Here is a 19,003-nt window from a genome sequence, read left to right on the forward strand (position 1 = left end):
ATAGACATTTTTCTATTTTGATTGTAAACTAAATTAACTCTAACTAGGAAAGAAATGTTATATGAACAAAAGTATCCTTTTACTTGGATTAGTTGTCGTTGGTGGAATTGCCATCAACGAATCGAACTCCAATACTGCTAACAACATCAAAGAAGAGGTCTCAAGTAAAGCGCATAACGCTGCTTCTTATGCACAATCTAAAATGAATGATTTCATTCAAAATGAACAAACAAACCAAACTAGTTCAACTAACGATCCCGTAAATCAAAAAACTAAAACAGCCTCAGAAAGTCAAACTACATCAGCTGATCAAACTCCAATTTTATCAATCATGGATGGATTTTCAGTCGATAACACATACTATTATCATTTCACCAAAGAAACTCCGGCAGCTGTTAGACAAATCTTTAAAAATGCTGTCAGTGCTTATAATGATACTGGCTTAGTTAACTTAGTCGCTGGTAAAGGTACTTCTAAACAAAATCGAATCACCTTTTCAATTTACTATAAAGACGAAGGCGCAACCACTTCTACTGTGGAACTAGGTACTGGTGGACCTAAATTAATTTACAACACTGCCGACGTTAATAAACACGCCATCAATCATGCAACGGCTTCAATCAATTTAAACTATTCTGAATCCGTTACAACATCCGTAGCGATGCACGAAGTTGGTCACGCCTTAGGTTTGGATCACAGCGATGACATGAATTCCGTCATGTATCCAACTAATAAAAATGTCACTCAATTATCCCAAGGTGATATAGATGGCTTGAAGAATATTTATTAAAACGAGGTGTGTGACAAAACTATTTTATTCCGAAATATGCAGCATAAACGTGGAATAAAACATAGCTTTTTCCGCTTAAAACGAAAAGATCCAGTAATCTAAAATCAGATTACTGGATCTTTTCGCCTTAATGCTCGAAAGCTGAACACGTTTTATCCCACTCTCGATTTTGTTATTATAGATAATTTCTCCATTGCTCTTGCAAATTCTTCACTATCAACATATGCAAATGACAATCTTAAAGAATGATTTTCTTTGAAATCATATATATCACCAGGATTCAGTAAGATATTTTCTTTAATGGCTTCTTCAAAAAGTCGTTCAATTTTAATATCCTTCTTAAAAGTTAACCAAATGTAAAATCCACCAGATGGTTTATTCCAGCTGGCCAAATTAGAAAAATATTTTTTTAAACTTTGAAGTGCCTGATCACGGTGCTTTTTTAATTCTATTTTTAATTCCTCTAAATATTGATCATATAAACCACTATTCAAGAATTCTACCAACGCCCACTGCGATAAGGAACTTGCACCATAGTCCATCTGCATTTTTACATCGCCCAATCTTTGAACAATTGGTTCTGAAGCGACTACCCAACCAATTCTTAAACCTGGTGCCAAAGTCTTAGAAGATGTTCCTAGATAAATTACAGTTCCGTTGCTATCCATAGATTTTAGCGGTGGTATTGATCCATTATAATTGAGTTCTTGATACGCTCCATCTTCAATAATTGGGAGCCTATTTTCTAAACAAAAATTCATCAGTTCCTGTCTTCTTGCTTTAGTCATAGTTATACCTGTGGGGTTTTGATTGGTCGGAATCGTATATAAAATACTATTTTGTTTTCCACTTGTGGATAATTTCCAATACTCTAAGCCTTTTTCGTCCATAGGTATACCTTTTAAATTCATCCCCGCAGATTGAAACATTTGTAAAGATTTTAAATAACTAGGTGCTTCGGTATAAACATCGCTATTTTTCTGTAATAAAGACACTGCTATCAATTGCAGTGCTTGAAGTGAACCAGACGTTATCAAAATATTTTCTGGTTTAGCAATTATGCCTGATTTGGCAATATGTTTAGCAATTGCCTGTCTCAATTCCAATAATCCTAAATTCTCTAAATATCCTAAAGAACTGATCTTTGAACCTATTTTATTCAAAACATCATTCCACATACTTTTTGAAAATAGTCTGGGATCAATTTCACCGGTACCAATTCTAATAACATCAGGTTCAAATTCCAGCTTATTAATAGCTTGGACAATCATATTGTTTTCTTGAAAATAACCTGATGATAGATATTCATTCCATTCTGCTGTATTCGGTAAAAGTAACGACCAAGTGTTGCTTATAATCCTTGTTCCAGCGCCAAACCGTCCTGAAATGATCCCATAGGAAGTTAATTCTTCAATTGCCGTTATAACGGTACTTCGATTAACTTTGAATAACTCAGCTAATGCTCTTTGGGAAGGCAGAATAGTCCCCACTTTCCATTCTCCATTCGATACTTTATTACAAACAAATTGAACGATTTGCTTATAGATTGGAATATTACTAGTCTTATTCGGTTGCCAATGAATTTGAATAGGTGAAATTTTTTTCATAATAATTTTTCCTTTTGGTTGGGTACAAATTGGTATTTTGGTTGGTTACTTATCACTAAGTTCACCTTATAATCGTAAAAGTGATAATAAATCATTTTTAATTATACGTAATTTGGCTGGTAAGGAGTAAGATAAAATGCATTTTTTCTTTCAAGGATTAACTATGGGATTAGCTTATGTCGCACCTATCGGCATGCAAAATTTATTTGTAATCAATTCAGCTTTAACACACACTAGGCGTCGAGCACTATTAACCACTTTCATCGTAATATTCTTTGATATAGCTTTGTCCATTAGCTGTTTCTTTGGCATTGGTTTAGTTATGAAAAACTACAAATGGCTGCAATTGGTGATCCTGTTACTCGGGAGTTTAATTGTGATATATATTGGAATTGGACTATTGAGACCTAATAAATCAGAAATTCATAATACAAGATCCCCTTCTTCAATTAAAAAAACCACTACCAAGGCATTCATAGTAACTTGGGCCAACCCGCAGGCAATTATCGACGGTACTATGATGCTGGGAGCCTTTAATGCAACACTTCCAGTATCGAGCTCTACTCCGTTTATTACTGGTGTGGCATCGGCTTCTTTAATCTGGTTTACCAGTTTGACCTTGATAATATCTATGTTCAGTAATTGGTTTAATCCGAAAGTATTAAGATACATAAATATTATTTGTGGCTCCATCATCATAATTTATGGATTAAAATTACTATATAGTTTTCTAACAATAATTTAATTTTCTGAACTTTATTTTAAAATAACTGTTTACATTTCAAAAAATAATGCTAGTATAAATGTCACAAGATAAAGACGACAAGAAAGAAGAGTAAGTTTAATTAACCTGACAGTGAATTGGGAATGGTGAGAACCCAAGCAGCGTTGGTTATTCCGAATAACCCTTTCTTATGTTTCTAACTGAAATGGTATTACCAAAGTAGGTTTAGACGTAACCGATACGTTACCATCGGCAGAGTATAGATGTTTTGTACTCTTATTGAGCTGGCTTATTTTTGATAAGCAACTTGGGTGGTACCGCGAAAGTCTTTCGTCCCTTTTATTAGGGATGAAAGACTTTTTTTATTGCCTGTCTTTTATCGACTAAATTAAAAAATGAAGGAGACCTACCTATGCATTTAACAATTCCTGAATCATATGATCCAAAACTATCAATCATCGATACACAAAAAGCGATCCGTTATATTCGTGAAACTTTCCAAGACGAATTTGGTAAGGAGCTCAATCTATCACGTTTATCAGCTCCTATGTTCGTTGAAAAATCTACTGGTTTAAACGATAACTTGAATGGTGTTGAAACTCCTGTTTCATTTACTATGCAAGATATCCCTGACCAAACAATTGAAATCGTTCACTCACTAGCTAAGTGGAAACGTGTTGCTTTAAAACGTTATGGTTTCGGCATGCACACAGGTCTCTATACAAATATGAATGCTATCAGAAAAGACGAAGATCTTGATAACATCCACTCTATCTACGTTGATCAATGGGATTGGGAAAAAGTAATCGCCAAAGATGAAAGAAATACTCAAACTCTAAAAGATACTGTTAAAACTATTTTCAAAGTAATCAAACATATGGAACATGAAGTTTGGTATAAATTCCCCGAAGCAGTTTATCATTTACCTGACGAAATTCACTTCGTTACAACTCAAGAACTTGAAGACAGATTCCCAGATATGACTCCAAAGGAGCGTGAAAATGCTATTACTAAGGAACTTGGCTGTGTCTTCCTAATGCAAATCGGTGGCAAAATGAAATCTGGCAAGCGTCATGACGGCCGTGCTCCTGACTATGACGATTGGAAATTAAATGGTGATATTTTATTCTGGTATGAACCTTTACAAATGGCCTTAGAAATCTCAAGTATGGGTATTCGTGTTAGTGAAGAATCAATGAAAGAACAATTAAAGGAAGCTGGCGCTGAAGATCGTCTGAAACTTCCATATCACCAAATGCTAGAAAATGGCGAACTACCATACACAATTGGTGGTGGTATCGGACAATCACGTCTATGTATGTTACTACTTGGCAAAGCTCACGTTGGTGAAGTTCAAGCTAGTGTCTGGCCACAAGATATGATCGATAAATGTTATGAACACAAGATTCAAATTTTGTAATCCAAAATAAAAAAACGGATATCCGCTGGAAACTTTTTATAGTTTCTAACAGTTATCCGTTTTTTATTATTTAGCTCCAGCAAAGATACCATCTAAAGCGTTATTGAACAGTGAACGATCAGTTTGCTCGTCACTACTGATTTGTAGTCCTGGTCTAAATGATGCTAATAAGAATTCCCAGAATGTTCCTGAAAGTCCTAATTCATCATGATCTGACAATGACAATGTATAGCGAATAGCATTCTCATCACCAGACTCAACTTTTTGAACCCACTTAGGTTCACGAAGACTTTCACGACCAATTGCGGCAAATTCAATACCGTTGTCCATAACCTTTTGTGCGTCGGCTGGTGATTGAATATCTCCAACCCCGATCAATGGAATATCTTTTCCTAAATGTTCTTTGATCGATAAGTTCAATGGCTTATCAACAGATGGATCATTGAGTGACTTGCGCCATACATCCCCCATTGAAACATGCAAATAATCAATTGGTTTGTTCTTGATCTCATCAACAAATGCCAAAGTATCTTCTATTGTAATACCTGGTTTTTCAACTTCTTCAGGAGATAGACGATAACCTAAAATAAATGGTTTCTTAGCATATTTATCAATAGCCTTTTGTGCCTCATCGATCACAGCAAATGGAAATGCCATTCTCTTTTCAAGACTTCCACCCCACTTGTCATCACGACGATTACTATGTGGTGAGAAAAATTGTTGAATCAAATATGTATTAGCACCATGAATCTCAACACCATCAAATCCTGCTAAAATAGCACGTTTAGTAGCTTGACCAAAGTCCTTAATTGTTTGTTCAACTTCTTCTGCTGTTAAAGCTCTAGGTTCCTCAGAATTATTTCTCAAAGCTGTCACAGCACTGGCACTAACCGGTTTCTTACCACGAAGTACCGATGTAAATGTCATACGTCCAGCACTAAATATTTGTAAAATAGCTTTAGTTCCATCCTTATGAATAGCATCAGCCAAACTAGTTAAACTAGGAATAAATTTATCATCGGCAGCACTTAGTTCACCCTCAAAGCCCTTGCCTTCATCATTAACATTAGCAACGGCAGTAATAAACATTCCTGCACCACCAGTGTGAATACGATAATATCTAAGCTCATCTCTTGTTACCTCACCATTTGAAAAGCTCATCATTTCTGTCATTGGTGGTATTACGATTCTATTTTTAACTGTAATACCCTTTTTTTCAAAAGTGTACGGTTCTAAAAATTTATATTTTGTCATTCATAACCCCTCCAATTATCTTAATATGATTATAATAACCTAAAATAGATGTATTGTGAAACATTTAATTTGTTTATGGTAAGCGTTCACATGTCTGCGGAATAGACTTACAATATAAGTAAATTTAATTGAGGGGTGAAATAAATGTTTAAAAATAGATATACCGGTTGGGATGCAACTTATGATGTAGCTGTTTTAGGCTTTGGCGGTGCTGGTGCAACTGCTGCACGTTTTGCGGCAGATAACGGAGCTAAAGTTTTATTAGTTGATTCCGCTCCTGAAGGTCATGAGGGTGGAAATACCCGTTATGCCGGGCAAGTTATTGCTTCTGGTGATGATTTAGATGATTTAAAAAACTATTATAAAGAACTAGCTTATCCACTTTCATATGATAAAGAATTGATGAATAAATACGTTGAGGGGTTATACAAAATACCTGAATATCTAGAAAAGTATTTGAATGTTAAACCTTTTGTAATGGGAAAACATCCAGATTCTCCTGTTTCAAAAGCACTTTATTTTATGGCTCATGAATATCCTGAACTAAATGGTGAATCTACTCACGAGCTTGTAGCTGTCCACGAAGGTGTCGCTGATTCAGCATTATGGAAAAATTTAAGAAAACAAGTACTAGATAGATCCGATAAAATCGACGTTTTCTATGAAACCCCCGCTAAACACCTGATCCAAGATTACGAAAGTAAAGCTATTATTGGTGTTCAAATTGAACAAAATAACCAACTGCTTGATATTAAAGTTAATAACGGTGTTGTTTTAACTACCGGTGGATTTGAAAATAATCCAGAAATGGTTGAAAACTATCTTGGTGAAACTAGTCTTAAACCAATTGGATCACTTTATAATCAAGGTGCTGGGGTAAATATGGCACAAGACGTCGGTGCTAAATTATTCAACATGGCTAACTATGAATCTTACGGTATTTTCCATGGTCTCACTCCTAAACCAAAAGATGGCCAAAGAGCACAATTTCTACCTTTTGATTGGCCAGAACTACATAGCGGTAGTGTTTTTGTAGTTGGAGATGATGGTACCCGCTACTTTGACGAAAATGAAATTCATAGACATGGTCATATTAAAGATCACGGTCAGTGGAGAATTCCTAATGCGCAACTACATCCTCACGTTATTTTTGACAATAAAAAATTCAATGAATTAAATAGTGATCAAAACGCACCATATCCTGAATTTTTAGAAGCAGTAATAAAAGCCGATACACTAGAACAACTAGCTCAAAAAATTGAAGTTGACCCTAATGAATTAAAGAAAACAGTCGCCGACTTTGATAAATTTGCTCAGGAAAACCGAGATTACGCTTTTAATAGAGATCCAAAAACTCTAGAAAGTTTTGATGATGGTCCATTTTACGCATTGTCATTTGTTCAAGGACTCTTAAATACTGTTGGTGGTCCTGTTCATAATAAAAACGCTGAAGTGCTTGATACTAATAATAAAGTTATTCCAAACTTATATGCTGCCGGTGAATTAGGCAGTTTGATGGGAAGAAAATACAATGGCGGTAGTAATCTTGCTGAAGACTTGATCATTGGTCAAATTGCTGGTGAAAATGCGGCAAAAGAAAAAGATATTGAAGCTGACGCCACAACTTCTGCCAGTAAACATCTCTTAAAAAATAACGAGGGAGATGTCTTTGAAACTGGACCCAATCAATATATCGGGAAATCAAATTCCGGTATGGGCAACGAAATAGTCGTCCGTGTCACAATGGATGGTTCAGATATTAAAGATGTCGAAATTTTAAAACAAAGTGAATCAGAAGACTACGGTGCCAAAGCCGTTAAAATGTTGCCAAAAGAAATCGTTGCCGCTAATTCAACTAATGTCGATGCAATTTCTGGTGCCTCTGTTTCAAGTGGTGCCATCAAAGAAGCTGTTCAAGACGCCTTAAGAAAAATTAATTAATTATTAAATCGAATAAGGAGGTGTGACGAAAGTCACTCCTCTTTTTTGCATTTATCAACCAAAGACGATTAAATTCAACAGTCAAAATGCGCTACAATAATATAACCAGGAGGAACCAATTATGAAACTTCTACACACTGCCGATTGGCATATTGGACGTACGCTCAACGGCTATTCACTATTAGACGAGCAAAAATATGCTTTCAAACAAATTTTAAAAATTGCTAAAGCTGAAAATGTTGATGGTATCGTCGTTGCGGGAGATCTCTATGATCGTGCCATTCCTAGCACTGATGCAATTACTGCTTTAAATGAAATGTTTAAAGAAATCAATATTGATAATAAACTACCTATCTATGCTATCTCTGGTAATCATGACGGTGCCAAGAGATTGAACTACGGTCGTGATTGGATGGAATTTAATAATTTTTATATCAATACGCTATTAGATGAAGCTGTCACACCTGTTGAAACTAAAGATTCTCAATTATTTTTATTGCCATTTTTTGATCCAATGGATGCCCGTGTCTACTATCAAAAACAAGGGATGGCTGAAGATAAGGTCAAAAACATTAAAACAATCGGTGATGCAATGTCGTTAGTTTTAGATGACATCTATCAAAATTTTGATCCTAACAAAAAACATCTATTAATTACTCACTTTGCAATCTCGCCAAGTGCAAAGGATATTGATCTAACCAGTGAAACAACCTCTAAAGTTGGTGGACTAGAAACCTTAAATGCCGCTCTTTTTGATAAATTCGACTACGTCATGCTCGGACACATTCACACGCATCTTGCTTCACCAAGTAAAACAATGAAATACAGCGGCAGTCCGGTTAAATTTAATGTCAAAGAAGCCAAAGGTGAAAATGACAAGGGTATTTATATTGTTGATACCGAAAATTTGGAAGAAGATAATTTCAAAGAAATCGTTCCTCATACTGATTTGATCGTCTTAAATGAAACTTGGGAAACCTTACTAGATCCCGATTTTTATAAAAAACAACCCGTCAACCAAGACTGGTTTGCCATTAAAATTAAACAATTTGATCGAACTAAACATGTTTCAACTAACGTCCGTGCTCAACTGCAAGATATTTATGGAACCGTTGTCGAATTAGACTATGACAATATCGAAAAAAATACTGATACTACTAGTTCGGAAAATATAGATACGATCAGCAATGAAGAAGTTGTCGATCGATTTTTTACATCAATTACTGGCAATCAGTTATCAAAAGAACAAGAATCAATTGTTGATGATATTTTTACAGAACTGAGAGGGGAATAACTTTGAAACCAGTCTACTTAGAAATGAATTATTTCGGTCCACATGAACATTCCATTATCGATTTTAGACGTTTAGAAGAAGCACCCATTTTTTTAATCGGTGGTGATACAGGTGCTGGTAAATCAACTATTTTCGATGCCATGACCTTTGCCTTGTTTGGCAGTACGACAAGTGATCGTGACGCCAAAGAAATGCGTAGTCAATTTGCCCCTGATAACCAAAAAACTAGTGTTACTTTTTATTTTGAACAAGGAAACAATCTTTATAAAATAGAACGTACTCCTGAACAAATGCTTGAAAAAAAGACCAAAAATAAGGGGCTTACTAAGAGAAAAACTACTGCTACTTTAGGAATAGTTGAAGAAGTCGGCGGTAACGAAATTCAAAGTATCGCCAATAAACCTCAAGACGTTGGAATTGAAATAACTGATATTTTGAAATTATCAGCTGAACAATTCAAAAAAATTATTCTTCTACCACAAAATGATTTTTCAGAATTTTTAAAAGCTAAAACTAGTGATAAAGAATCCATCTTAAAAAAGATCTTTGGTACGCAAATTTTTACTGAATTTACCGGCAAACTTAAGGAAAAATACGATACTGCCAAGCAACAAAGTGCTGACTTTGAAACAGAATTGAAAACCCAAATAAATTCCTTAAATTTAACTGACGAGGAATTAGAAAATTTAAATCATGAAGCACCTGACCAAAAAATTAAAATCATCAAAGATTTTGTAGATACAAAAAAAGCTCAAGCAACAAGTGCTCAAGTTGAAGCTGATACTACAAATAAAAATCTCAATGATGCCGATAAAAAATTACAAGATGCTAAAGCTCTGCAAAATAAATTCGATCACCTAAATGATCTAAAGAAAAAATATCAAATAAATATCCTTGATAAATCAGCCGATATAACGACTAAATCAAAGCATATCGCAGAACTTGATTGGGCTGAACAATTCAAAGATACGATCCGTGATTTGAAAAAAACTCAGCAAGAAAACAAACAAAATTTAATCAATAAAAAAAGTATTGACGAAAAATTAAGCTCAACCAAAAAACAATACGATCTTGCCACTGAAAAATTAAATGATTTAACCAAACAAAAATCAGAAATTGAGCTCAAAAATAAACGGATCGAAATCCTCTCTAATTTAATACCTTCAGTTCGCCAATCTGAAAAAATCAACCAGAATTTATCAGATCTCAAACCACAAATTGAATCTATTAATACTGATTTAAAAAAGCAAACTGAAATAGCGACTGATTTAACAAAAAAGATTGAAACTAAGCAAAATAATTTGGTTGATAATAGCTTGTTACAAGACCAAAAAGATACATTATTGACTGAAAAAGAGTCATTCGTAGATACCCTATCCCCGCTTGATAACGATAAGAAAAACTTAATATCAGATTTAGCCAATTCTAAAAAAAAGCATGTAAAATTAAATGCCGACTTAGAAACTAAACAGACCAATTTAGAAAATGCCAAAAAAGTTTATCAAGAAAAAATCGGTACAAGACAATCTTTGATGATTGCCCAACTACAACAAGAACTAGTAGACGGAAAACCTTGTGTCGTCTGCGGTTCCACTGAACATCCCAATGTAGTTCATACCGTGGCAGCCAACGAAAAGGATCTAAAACAGTCTATTGAAGATGTAGACACTTCACAAAAAAACTACGCTGCAGCCGAACAAGCTCTAAAATCTGCACAAACTAGTCTTGATAATAATGAAAACGATACTTCTAAAATCAGAGTAGAACTAGAATCAACCACCGCTACTTTAAAAGCAAAATACGAAGAACTAGTATCTAAAGTTTCCACAAAAAATCTTCCTTCTGAATACGACCTGCAAAACATAAAAGAATGTTTTGATGAACAAATCCAGGTAATAAATCAAAAAATAGCAGCTTCAGATAAATTAAACAATGAGATAACCGATTTAAAAGACTCATTAAGTAAAAAAGAAAAATCACTTTCTGAAATAAAGCTCAAATTAACCGACGCTAAATCAAAACAAGTAACTTTTGAAAATGATCTGGTTGAACTTGATGAACAAATTGGTAAAAATATTAAAGACAGTTCCGAACTAGTTACAGAACAAACAACATTGAAAAAAGAAGTATTATCTTATAATGAACAATTAGAAACTGCTAAAAATATCTCCCACACAAATGAACTCACTTTATCTTCCATTAAAACTCAATTAATAGATATCGATAAACAAATCAAAAAACAAACTGAAAATATCAAAAATCTTCAGAAAATTGTTGATAATGCCTTATCAAATAACGGTAAAACCAATGATTTAGATCAATTGACAGCTTGGATCAACGAAATAAACGATGGCTTAAACTCTCAATTAAAGGATTTAATTTCTTCATATAATAAAGAAAAAGAATTACTAAATCAGGATATAACAAAAACAGAGACGGAAATAAGCGGTCTAAAGGTACCGGATATAAAAGATTTAACGGAAAAACTCAATTCCCAAAAAGAACTCAATCAACTAGCCGTCACTAAAGCCGCTCAATTAAAGATGACTTATGATAACACCCATGCTACATTTTTAAGTATCAAGAAAACCACTGACAATCAAAGTAATTTTGGCAAAAAATTAGCCGATATTACAAGTCTATACAACGTTATAACGGGTAAAGATGGCAATGATGATAAGTTAAAATTAGAAACCTATGTCGTCCAAAACTATTTAAGAAAAGTTCTCGATTTCGCCAATCAAACTTACATCAATGTCCTTTCAAACAATCGGTATAGTTTTGAAATTGCTGAACAAGGATCCGATAAAAGAACGGACCACGGTTTGGATATTAACGTTTACGATAATGAGACCGGAGCCACTCGATCGTCTGATACTTTATCAGGTGGGGAAACGTTCATTGCTGCTTTATCGATTGCCCTCTCATTAAGTGAAGTGGTCCAATCTTCAGCAAATGGGGTTAAAATAGATGCTTTATTTGTTGATGAGGGATTCGGTTCTTTAGATGATGAGACACTAGGCAAAGCTATGTCCGCTCTTGAAACAATCGGTGAAAATCGTATGGTTGGGGTAATCAGCCATATTGAAACCATGAAGGCTGCCATCGTGCAACAAATATTGATCAAAAAAGTCGGCGACGGCCGCAGTACAGTTAAAATAGTTAATAAATAACTTGGGGGTATTTTATGAGTCAAGAAGTTTGGGTCCCAATCCCGACTATTCTCTATTGGGCTTGGATAGTACCAATATTTTTTGGAATTTGTTTTACAATTGCTTACCGAAGAGAAAAAAGACGGTTAAGTAACGGTATCTGGTTTTCACTATTTCTCTATACATTCTTACCAGTTTTAGCTATGACGATCTTGGGATTAAATAATCATCCCTTAATAATTATAAGTGTAGGGATTTTTGTTATCTTTTTAATAATAATAATGTTTTTATTTACCTTACAGGCATTATTACTACTCTGGAACGCTCTTATAGTTTGGAAAAGAGAAAGTCATTCACTCGCTAATATGCTGACGCTTTTATTGGGCATTATTATTTTAGTATTACCCTTCTTCACTAATGCTATAAATAATAAATTACCCAGTCCTTGGTCAGCTTTAATCATAATAATCTCCAATTCAATTTTGTTCTATGTATTATTCTGGTTCTACAATTATCTAACTATGCTAGTCTTGTACCAATTCAATCGTCCAAAATTGAATCAAGATTACATCATTGTTTTAGGGGCGGGTTTATTGAATGGTGACACGGTCTCACCACTTTTAGCTAAAAGAATTGATCTAGGCTTAAAATTTTACTATAAACAATTACGTAAGACTGGCAAGGCTGCTAAAATGATTTTCTCAGGTGGTCAAGGTGGGGATGAACTGGTTCCTGAAGGCCAGGCAATGTTAGATTACGCCTTAAAACAAGGATTAGATGAAAAAAACGGTATCGCCGAAACTGAATCTAAAAATACTTACCAAAATATGCTTTATTCTAAAAAAATTATTGATGAACAAACAAATAACGCCAAAACTATCTTCGTTACTAATGGTTATCATACTTTCCGTGCTGGAATGGTCGCCAAACAAGCGGGATTAAAAGCTGATGGAATCGGTGCTCATACAGCTAGATTCTTTTTACCAAATGCAATTATTCGTGAATATATTGCTATCTTTATGCGTAATAAATATTGGCATGCGGCGGCTATTGGTTTAATAACTATTGGTAGTTGTCTGATGGTTTGGATTGAACATCGTTATGGAATTAGGTAAAAAAAGCCTCTTAGTCTGGATTCAATTCCAAACTAAGAGGCTCTTTTTTTAATCCTTAAATACGGCGTCAACGCCATTTTCCGTCTTCTTATTCTCGCCTTCAAAACCAAGATCTAATCCTAAAATTCCAAGAAATTCCATCAAAGCAGGATTCAATCCTAGTTCATCAAGTTCTGTACGGTTAACACTGTATCTAATAGTATCTTCTAAGCCATTTTCAACTTTTTCGATCCAACGTGGTTCACGTAAATACTCACGTCCTAAAGCAGCAAACTCGATGCCGTTATCCATAATTTTTTCAGCATCGGCTGGTGTTTCTATTGAACCAACTGAAATAAGTGGCAATCTTCCATTCACTTGATCTTTAATCCGTAAAATCGTTGGTCTATCTTCAGTCTTATCATTTAGTGACTTACGCCATGCATTTCCCATTGAAACATGTAAGTAATCCAATGGCTGATCTGCCAATTTGTCAATAAATTGAAGTGTATCTTCCATACGAATACCTGGTTCTTCGATTTCCTCAGGTGAGATACGATATCCTAAAATAAATGGTTTCTTAGCATATTCATCAATTGTCTTCTTAACAACATTGATAATTTCCAGACCAAATCTCATTCTCTTTTCAACTGAACCGCCCCACTTATCAGTACGACGATTTGAATTTGGTGAGAAGAATTGTTGGATCAAATAAGTATTGGCACCGTGAATTTCAACACCATCAAATCCAGCTAAAATTGCACGTCTTGTGGCATCACCAAAAGCCTTAATGATTTCTTCGATCTCATCATTTGTTAACTCTCTTGGTGTCTCCATACCATCACGTGGAGCAGCAATTGCACTAGCACTTTCAGTTTGAGTACCACGAAGAATAGCACTATTTGACATTCTTCCTGCATGGAAAATTTGCAAAATGGCTTTAGTTCCATTGCCCTTCATTGCACTAGCCATCTTAGCCAAACTAGGAATAAACTTGTCATCACTAGCTGATAATTGACCCTCAAAACCTTTACCATTTTTAATTACATAGGCAACAGGACTAATAAACATCCCTACTCCACCAGATCTCAAGCTTGCATAATAAGTCTCATCTCGTGAAACTGTACCATCCTCAAGACTAGATTGCTCTGTCATTGGAGGAATAACTATTCTGTTTTTTACAGTTACACCGTTCTTAAAAGTATATGGTTCTAAAAATTTATATTTTCCCATTTCATAAATCTCCTTATACCTTATATTGTGAATTTGTTTACAAGTACAGTATAATTTGGGAGTAAGAAATTTGTAAGTACGCACTTACAAGTTAGGTAGTAACCACGTGGTAAGAATTGTGAGGGAGCAAGCTATATGAAAAATATTATTTACAATTTAGGTATTGATTTAACGCTAGATATTATTGAAGGAAAATGGAAAACTTCACTTATTTGCTGGATTGGTCTAAAAGATCGCCGCAATGGTGAACTATTAAATCTCATGCCGGGAATCTCCCAAAAAGTTTTAACTCAACAATTACGCGAACTAGAAAATGATAGAATCATTCAAAGAACTAGTTATGGAACAGTTCCACCTAAAGTTGTTTATTCTCTAACTGAAGATGGCATGGAATTACGCCAAATACTAGTTGACTTATCCATTTGGGGCGAAAAAAAGGCCGAGCACTTAAATGAAGATGGTAACCATATTCATATTACCCATGACAGTTCGGAAATTATTCCTGAAGAAAATCCTACTTTAAAGCTACTAGAACAATAATCTAATCATCCATGTTCTCTATCAAGTTCAAAAATGCTAATTATGCTATCATTATATTAAGAAATTGTTATAATGATTTACACAAGAGGGAGGACATTAAATGCAATCAATAGATAAAGCAAAATCCGCTGGTTTAGCACGATTCACTTCACTAGTATATTTATATACTGGATTGGGTGTCGCTTTTTGGACAATCGCCGCTAATGCCATCGCTAGAAACACTTCACTTTCATATTCAATTATGAACATCATGGGATCACATAGTTTGATCTTCTCATTAGTAGTAATTGCGGTAGCCTTTGGATTCATCAGTATGGCAAATCGCTTTGCGACAACTTCGTATTTAATGACGTTTGTCAGTTACGTAGCATTCTTATTAGCACTATCAGTTTTCGGTGTACCAGTTTTCTACTTATATTCAGCTCAAAGTATTATTCAATCGTTAGCAGTTACTTCAGTAATCTTCATCGTATCTGCTGGATTTGGATTCTTTACTAAAAAAGATCTAACAACTTGGAGTAGAACTTTATTGATCGGTTTGATTTCAATCATTATCGTTTCAGTTCTAAACATTGCAATTTTCCATAGTTCCATTGCCGCTTTGTTAGTTAACATTGCTGTTATCGTAGTTTTCTTATTCTACATCGCTTTTGATTCACAAAATATCAAGAGAATTTATAACAGTGCTCAAAACTCAGAAACATTAGGTGCCATTGCCCTAGTAGCTTCAATCAGTTTGGTACTTGATTTCATTAATATTTTCTTGAGTATTCTTTCTATCTTTGGTGATAGTAACTAAAACAAAATAAAAACGAGTATCAGTGAGAAGGTTTTACAACCTCCTGCTGGCACTCGTTTTTTTAGTTAATTTGACTAATCGACAAGACCTGAAACGGCCTCATTAACAGCATCTTTTTCAGCTTCGATCAATTTTACTCGAGTTTCTACGATCTTAATATCCATACTGATTTCACGTGTCATTCCCGGTGTATTCAACTTAGGTTCAAAGAATTCTTTGAATTCAGCCAAACGTTTTGGTGTATGGAAAATCATTGAGGTAACAGTAATGTAGGTAGTGAATTCCATATCACCACCAACCGTATCATCAAGCCATTGCCAGTCATTTCTGATCCAATCCCAAGCTGTTTGTTGACCAGCATCATTAGCCAACAATCCACGATACCAAGCACGAAGATCTTGAGGCTTGATCGTATCTGCATCTTCAAAGAAACCGACTAACTTCTTAATTAATTTAATATCAGGTGTAGCAGTTAAAGCGGCACAAATATCTTCTTTGTAACTAGCATCTGATGATTTACGATACTCATCTAATAAATTATCAAAGACTTCTTCTGTTCCGTAATTTTTAATTTCATTACGCAGAACAAATAATCTAATATCAGCTGAAATGGCTGAAAGATCTTGTTGTTCATTGTCTTCATAGATTGCATGAGCTGACTCAATCGAAATTGGGTTCTTAGCATACAATGAAGCATTTAAAACATAAGGACGTGTCAATTGATCGTCATTTGATTCATTGGATTTTGGTTGCCAACCTAATCTCTTAACTTGATCAGCACTTAATTTATCAAATAATTTTTCCAAAGATTTAGCTTCAGAAGAATTTGGAGTTACAAATTTCTTCAAATCATTAGCAACTCGGTACAAGGTTGCAGTAACAACGTTTGAATGACTATTTGCAAATTTTGGCAATAGTGGAACTATTTCAGCGTATGAAATTTGGTTTCCTTCAGCCAACAAACGTAAGTCTTGTAAAATTTGTAATTGAGAAATTGCATCTAATGAATCGGAATCATCCAAAATATCTTTCAATAATTCATCATCATATTTAACGATAAAATGTGAATTATTACCTACATTAAGACGGAATGGCTCATTATTTTCTTTGCGCAATTTGTCATATGTACCTAAAACAATCGTCTTATCGGCCATGATCTTAGGAGCGGCATCATAATTACTATTTAGAGGAATTTGCCATTGACGTTCTTTATCAATTCCATCACCAATAAAGAATTGTTCTTGTGATAATGTCAATTCTCCATCAATGACAGATGCCTTTACAACTGGATATCCTGGTTGTTCCAACCAAGTATTCATAACTTTGGCAACATCCATTCCGGCAGCATCACCAATGGCATTCCAAAGGTCATCACCCTTGGCATTATTGTATTTATGAGCGGCAAAATAGTTCTTTAATCCCTTACGTAGAGCGTCATCCCCTACCAAAGCACGCATCATAACAAGCATTCTGGCACCTTTAGCATATACAATCGCACTATCAAACAAAGCATCGATCTCTGCTGGATCTTCAACATCAACGTGAACAGATTGAACACCGTCTGTTGCATCACGTTGCAAAGCGGCTGGAACATCTGAAGTTTGGAACATTTCCCAAATATGCCAATCAGGTTCGATCGCATCAACAGAAACATATTCCATCATGTTGGCAAAACTTTCGTTTAACCATAGATCATCCCACCACTTCATAGTTACTAGGTCACCGAACCATTGGTGGGCGAGTTCATGAGTAATTACAGTGGCAACCAATTGTTTAGTATCAAGTGAAGTATTGTCTGGATCAAGTGTTAGATAAGCTTCACGATAAGTTACCAGACCCCAGTTCTCCATCGCACCGGCTGAAAAATCAGGTAATGCTAACTGCCATGAATGTGGTAGCGGATAAGGTGTTTGATAAAAGTCTTCATAAAATTCAATTGCTCGTTTAGCAATATCTAAAGCAAAGTCTAATTCGTTAGCTTTATGTGCCTTAGTAGCGAAAACGCCAACTTTTACTCCACTCTTTGTTGTAGTGGTTTTACTTTGAAGATCACCGAAAGCAAAGGCAATAAGATATGTTGACATTTTAACGGTAGTGTCAAAATAATGAACACCATTCTCATTCTTAACTTCTGGCATATTGGCTAAAATAGTCTCACCAGGTTTTTCATCAAATTTGATGGCAAGATCAAATTTAGCCTTAGCTTCTGGTTCATCAACACTTGGAAAAGCCTGACGAGCAAAAGTAGTCTCAAATTGTGTTCCAATAATTTCTTTTTTAACACCATCAACTTCATAATATGAAGGATAAATTCCCATCATAGAATCCGTTAATGGAGCCTCATATTCAACTGCTAAAGTAGTTTCACCAGTTTTTGGCAAAGTAATATTGATGGCTTCTTTTTTGTTATCAACTTCAAATGGAACATCTTTTCCGTCTGCTTGGACGGTTTTGATCTTCATGTTCTTTTGTTGAATAAAAATATCTTTTTGTTTGGCATCACCATCGATAACGGATTTACCAGAAATTTGTTTAGTCCCACGATCAATGTCGATAAAGACATCATAATGTGTAGGTTGAAATGTATCATAAGAATGCGTAATTTCAGTCATATGTTCCTCCCTAAATCATCTATAATACTTCCATTATACGACTTTCGTTATTAATTCACTTGTAATATAGCATCAGTAAATATTAAAAAAACTGCATTTAAAATGCAGTTCTGGTAAACGCGTAACATAAGGCAGAGGCCTCCGCTTATGTCATGTTCTGTCTAGTATCTCTATTTAATTAACTTACCAACAACTGGTAATTTTGGTAAAACTGATTTCTTATGTGGTGCATGCGGGATTACTTCAGACAAATCATTTCCAGCTGTATTACCATGATGCTTACCGCCAGCCCAAGGTTTAACATCCGTCATATCGTAAACAACACCATCAATTGCAACATAGGCTTTATTGCCATTTTGTCCATCATATTGTTTCAATTCATCTAATGTAAATTCTCTATCCGCCATAATATTTCCCTCCATATCAATCATTGTAAGTTAATTATGACATGCTTAGTCAACCACTTCTGACTAAAGTCAGAAGCTTGTGAGAATTGCACTTAATAGTGTAACGACCACAATTTGCTTAGATACAGCGATTGCC

The 19,003-nt window shown here is 34.8% G+C and carries 14 protein-coding genes and 1 other annotated feature; of the genes, 9 read left to right on the forward strand and 5 right to left on the reverse strand.

The window, feature by feature from the left end; translation table 11 throughout:
• Window positions 1–61 precede the first annotated feature (61 nt).
• Entirely contained in the window at window positions 62–790 is a 729-nt protein-coding gene (locus tag EKM77_RS09805; RefSeq protein ID WP_125593886.1) for a matrixin family metalloprotease, read from the forward strand.
• Window positions 791–942: 152 nt separating this feature from the next.
• Here EKM77_RS09805 and EKM77_RS09810 read toward each other — a convergent pair whose 3' ends face one another.
• Window positions 943–2,397, reverse strand: a complete 1,455-nt coding sequence (locus EKM77_RS09810) for an aminotransferase-like domain-containing protein (protein WP_125593887.1) — start codon at window positions 2,395–2,397, stop codon at window positions 943–945.
• 136 nt (window positions 2,398–2,533) lie between these two features.
• Here EKM77_RS09810 and EKM77_RS09815 point away from each other — a divergent pair, with 136 nt between their 5' ends.
• Both EKM77_RS09815 and asnA read left to right on the forward strand, forming a co-directional pair.
• Window positions 2,534–3,142 carry a LysE/ArgO family amino acid transporter gene (locus EKM77_RS09815; protein ID WP_125593888.1) on the forward strand — a complete coding sequence of 203 codons (609 nt, stop codon included), beginning with the start codon at window positions 2,534–2,536 and terminating at the stop codon, window positions 3,140–3,142.
• Window positions 3,143–3,210: 68 nt separating this feature from the next.
• Window positions 3,211–3,462, forward strand: a binding site (T-box leader).
• A gap of 71 nt (window positions 3,463–3,533) precedes the next feature.
• Window positions 3,534–4,541 (forward strand): aspartate--ammonia ligase, encoded by a 1,008-nt coding sequence (asnA, locus tag EKM77_RS09820; RefSeq protein ID WP_125593889.1) that lies wholly within the window; start codon window positions 3,534–3,536, stop codon window positions 4,539–4,541.
• A gap of 66 nt (window positions 4,542–4,607) precedes the next feature.
• Here the strand turns inward: asnA and EKM77_RS09825 are convergent, their stop codons facing one another.
• Window positions 4,608–5,795 carry an NADH-dependent flavin oxidoreductase gene (locus tag EKM77_RS09825; protein WP_125593890.1) on the reverse strand — a complete coding sequence of 396 codons (1,188 nt, stop codon included), beginning with the start codon at window positions 5,793–5,795 and terminating at the stop codon, window positions 4,608–4,610.
• A 144-nt stretch (window positions 5,796–5,939) separates the two neighbouring features.
• Here EKM77_RS09825 and EKM77_RS09830 point away from each other — a divergent pair, with 144 nt between their 5' ends.
• The 4 genes from EKM77_RS09830 to EKM77_RS09845 all read left to right on the forward strand — a co-directional run bounded on the left by EKM77_RS09830 (window position 5,940) and on the right by EKM77_RS09845 (window position 13,297).
• Window positions 5,940–7,736: an FAD-binding protein gene (locus EKM77_RS09830; RefSeq protein WP_125593891.1), complete on the forward strand. Its 1,797-nt coding sequence runs from the start codon at window positions 5,940–5,942 to the stop codon at window positions 7,734–7,736.
• A gap of 121 nt (window positions 7,737–7,857) precedes the next feature.
• Window positions 7,858–9,030, forward strand: a complete 1,173-nt coding sequence (locus EKM77_RS09835; protein WP_125593892.1) for an exonuclease SbcCD subunit D — start codon at window positions 7,858–7,860, stop codon at window positions 9,028–9,030.
• Between the two features lie 2 nt (window positions 9,031–9,032).
• Window positions 9,033–12,203 carry an AAA family ATPase gene (locus EKM77_RS09840; RefSeq protein ID WP_125593893.1) on the forward strand — a complete coding sequence of 1,057 codons (3,171 nt, stop codon included), beginning with the start codon at window positions 9,033–9,035 and terminating at the stop codon, window positions 12,201–12,203.
• Between the two features lie 14 nt (window positions 12,204–12,217).
• The gene (locus tag EKM77_RS09845; RefSeq protein WP_125593894.1) at window positions 12,218–13,297 is read left to right on the forward strand and encodes a YdcF family protein; all 1,080 of its coding nucleotides are present in this window, start codon (window positions 12,218–12,220) and stop codon (window positions 13,295–13,297) included.
• Between the two features lie 48 nt (window positions 13,298–13,345).
• Here the strand turns inward: EKM77_RS09845 and EKM77_RS09850 are convergent, their stop codons facing one another.
• On the reverse strand, window positions 13,346–14,509 hold the full coding sequence (locus tag EKM77_RS09850; protein WP_125593895.1) for an NADH-dependent flavin oxidoreductase: 1,164 nt from the start codon (window positions 14,507–14,509) through the stop codon (window positions 13,346–13,348).
• 135 nt (window positions 14,510–14,644) lie between these two features.
• On the opposite strand from EKM77_RS09850, the gene EKM77_RS09855 reads away from it, so the two are divergent.
• Together EKM77_RS09855 and EKM77_RS09860 are read left to right on the forward strand one after the other, a co-directional pair.
• Entirely contained in the window at window positions 14,645–15,049 is a 405-nt protein-coding gene (locus tag EKM77_RS09855; protein WP_125593896.1) for a winged helix-turn-helix transcriptional regulator, read from the forward strand.
• Between the two features lie 100 nt (window positions 15,050–15,149).
• Window positions 15,150–15,848, forward strand: a complete 699-nt coding sequence (locus EKM77_RS09860; protein WP_125593897.1) for a Bax inhibitor-1/YccA family protein — start codon at window positions 15,150–15,152, stop codon at window positions 15,846–15,848.
• Between the two features lie 74 nt (window positions 15,849–15,922).
• On the opposite strand, the gene EKM77_RS09865 is transcribed toward EKM77_RS09860, so the two are convergent.
• Both EKM77_RS09865 and EKM77_RS09870 read right to left on the reverse strand, forming a co-directional pair.
• Window positions 15,923–18,460: a M1 family metallopeptidase gene (locus tag EKM77_RS09865; protein WP_125593898.1), complete on the reverse strand. Its 2,538-nt coding sequence runs from the start codon at window positions 18,458–18,460 to the stop codon at window positions 15,923–15,925.
• A gap of 170 nt (window positions 18,461–18,630) precedes the next feature.
• Window positions 18,631–18,867: a cytochrome b5 domain-containing protein gene (locus EKM77_RS09870; protein WP_125593899.1), complete on the reverse strand. Its 237-nt coding sequence runs from the start codon at window positions 18,865–18,867 to the stop codon at window positions 18,631–18,633.
• Window positions 18,868–19,003 lie beyond the last annotated feature (136 nt).

Source organism: Companilactobacillus baiquanensis (genome assembly GCF_003946605.1).
Taxonomy (GTDB): Bacteria; Bacillota; Bacilli; order Lactobacillales; family Lactobacillaceae; genus Companilactobacillus; species Companilactobacillus baiquanensis.

What these genes read in the sequence shown, in the direction of transcription:
- EKM77_RS09855 (WP_125593896.1), top strand. Translation starts at nt 14,645, where the DNA reads ATGAAAAATATTATTTACAATTTAGGTATTGATTTAACGCTAGATATT.
- EKM77_RS09845 (WP_125593894.1), top strand. Translation starts at nt 12,218, where the DNA reads ATGAGTCAAGAAGTTTGGGTCCCAATCCCGACTATTCTCTATTGGGCT.
- EKM77_RS09815 (WP_125593888.1), top strand. Translation starts at nt 2,534, where the DNA reads ATGCATTTTTTCTTTCAAGGATTAACTATGGGATTAGCTTATGTCGCA.
- EKM77_RS09825 (WP_125593890.1), bottom strand. Translation starts at nt 5,795, where the DNA reads ATGACAAAATATAAATTTTTAGAACCGTACACTTTTGAAAAAAAGGGT.
- EKM77_RS09810 (WP_125593887.1), bottom strand. Translation starts at nt 2,397, where the DNA reads ATGAAAAAAATTTCACCTATTCAAATTCATTGGCAACCGAATAAGACT.
- asnA (WP_125593889.1), top strand. Translation starts at nt 3,534, where the DNA reads ATGCATTTAACAATTCCTGAATCATATGATCCAAAACTATCAATCATC.
- EKM77_RS09850 (WP_125593895.1), bottom strand. Translation starts at nt 14,509, where the DNA reads ATGGGAAAATATAAATTTTTAGAACCATATACTTTTAAGAACGGTGTA.
- EKM77_RS09870 (WP_125593899.1), bottom strand. Translation starts at nt 18,867, where the DNA reads ATGGCGGATAGAGAATTTACATTAGATGAATTGAAACAATATGATGGA.
- EKM77_RS09805 (WP_125593886.1), top strand. Translation starts at nt 62, where the DNA reads ATGAACAAAAGTATCCTTTTACTTGGATTAGTTGTCGTTGGTGGAATT.
- EKM77_RS09865 (WP_125593898.1), bottom strand. Translation starts at nt 18,460, where the DNA reads ATGACTGAAATTACGCATTCTTATGATACATTTCAACCTACACATTAT.
- EKM77_RS09860 (WP_125593897.1), top strand. Translation starts at nt 15,150, where the DNA reads ATGCAATCAATAGATAAAGCAAAATCCGCTGGTTTAGCACGATTCACT.
- EKM77_RS09835 (WP_125593892.1), top strand. Translation starts at nt 7,858, where the DNA reads ATGAAACTTCTACACACTGCCGATTGGCATATTGGACGTACGCTCAAC.
- EKM77_RS09830 (WP_125593891.1), top strand. Translation starts at nt 5,940, where the DNA reads ATGTTTAAAAATAGATATACCGGTTGGGATGCAACTTATGATGTAGCT.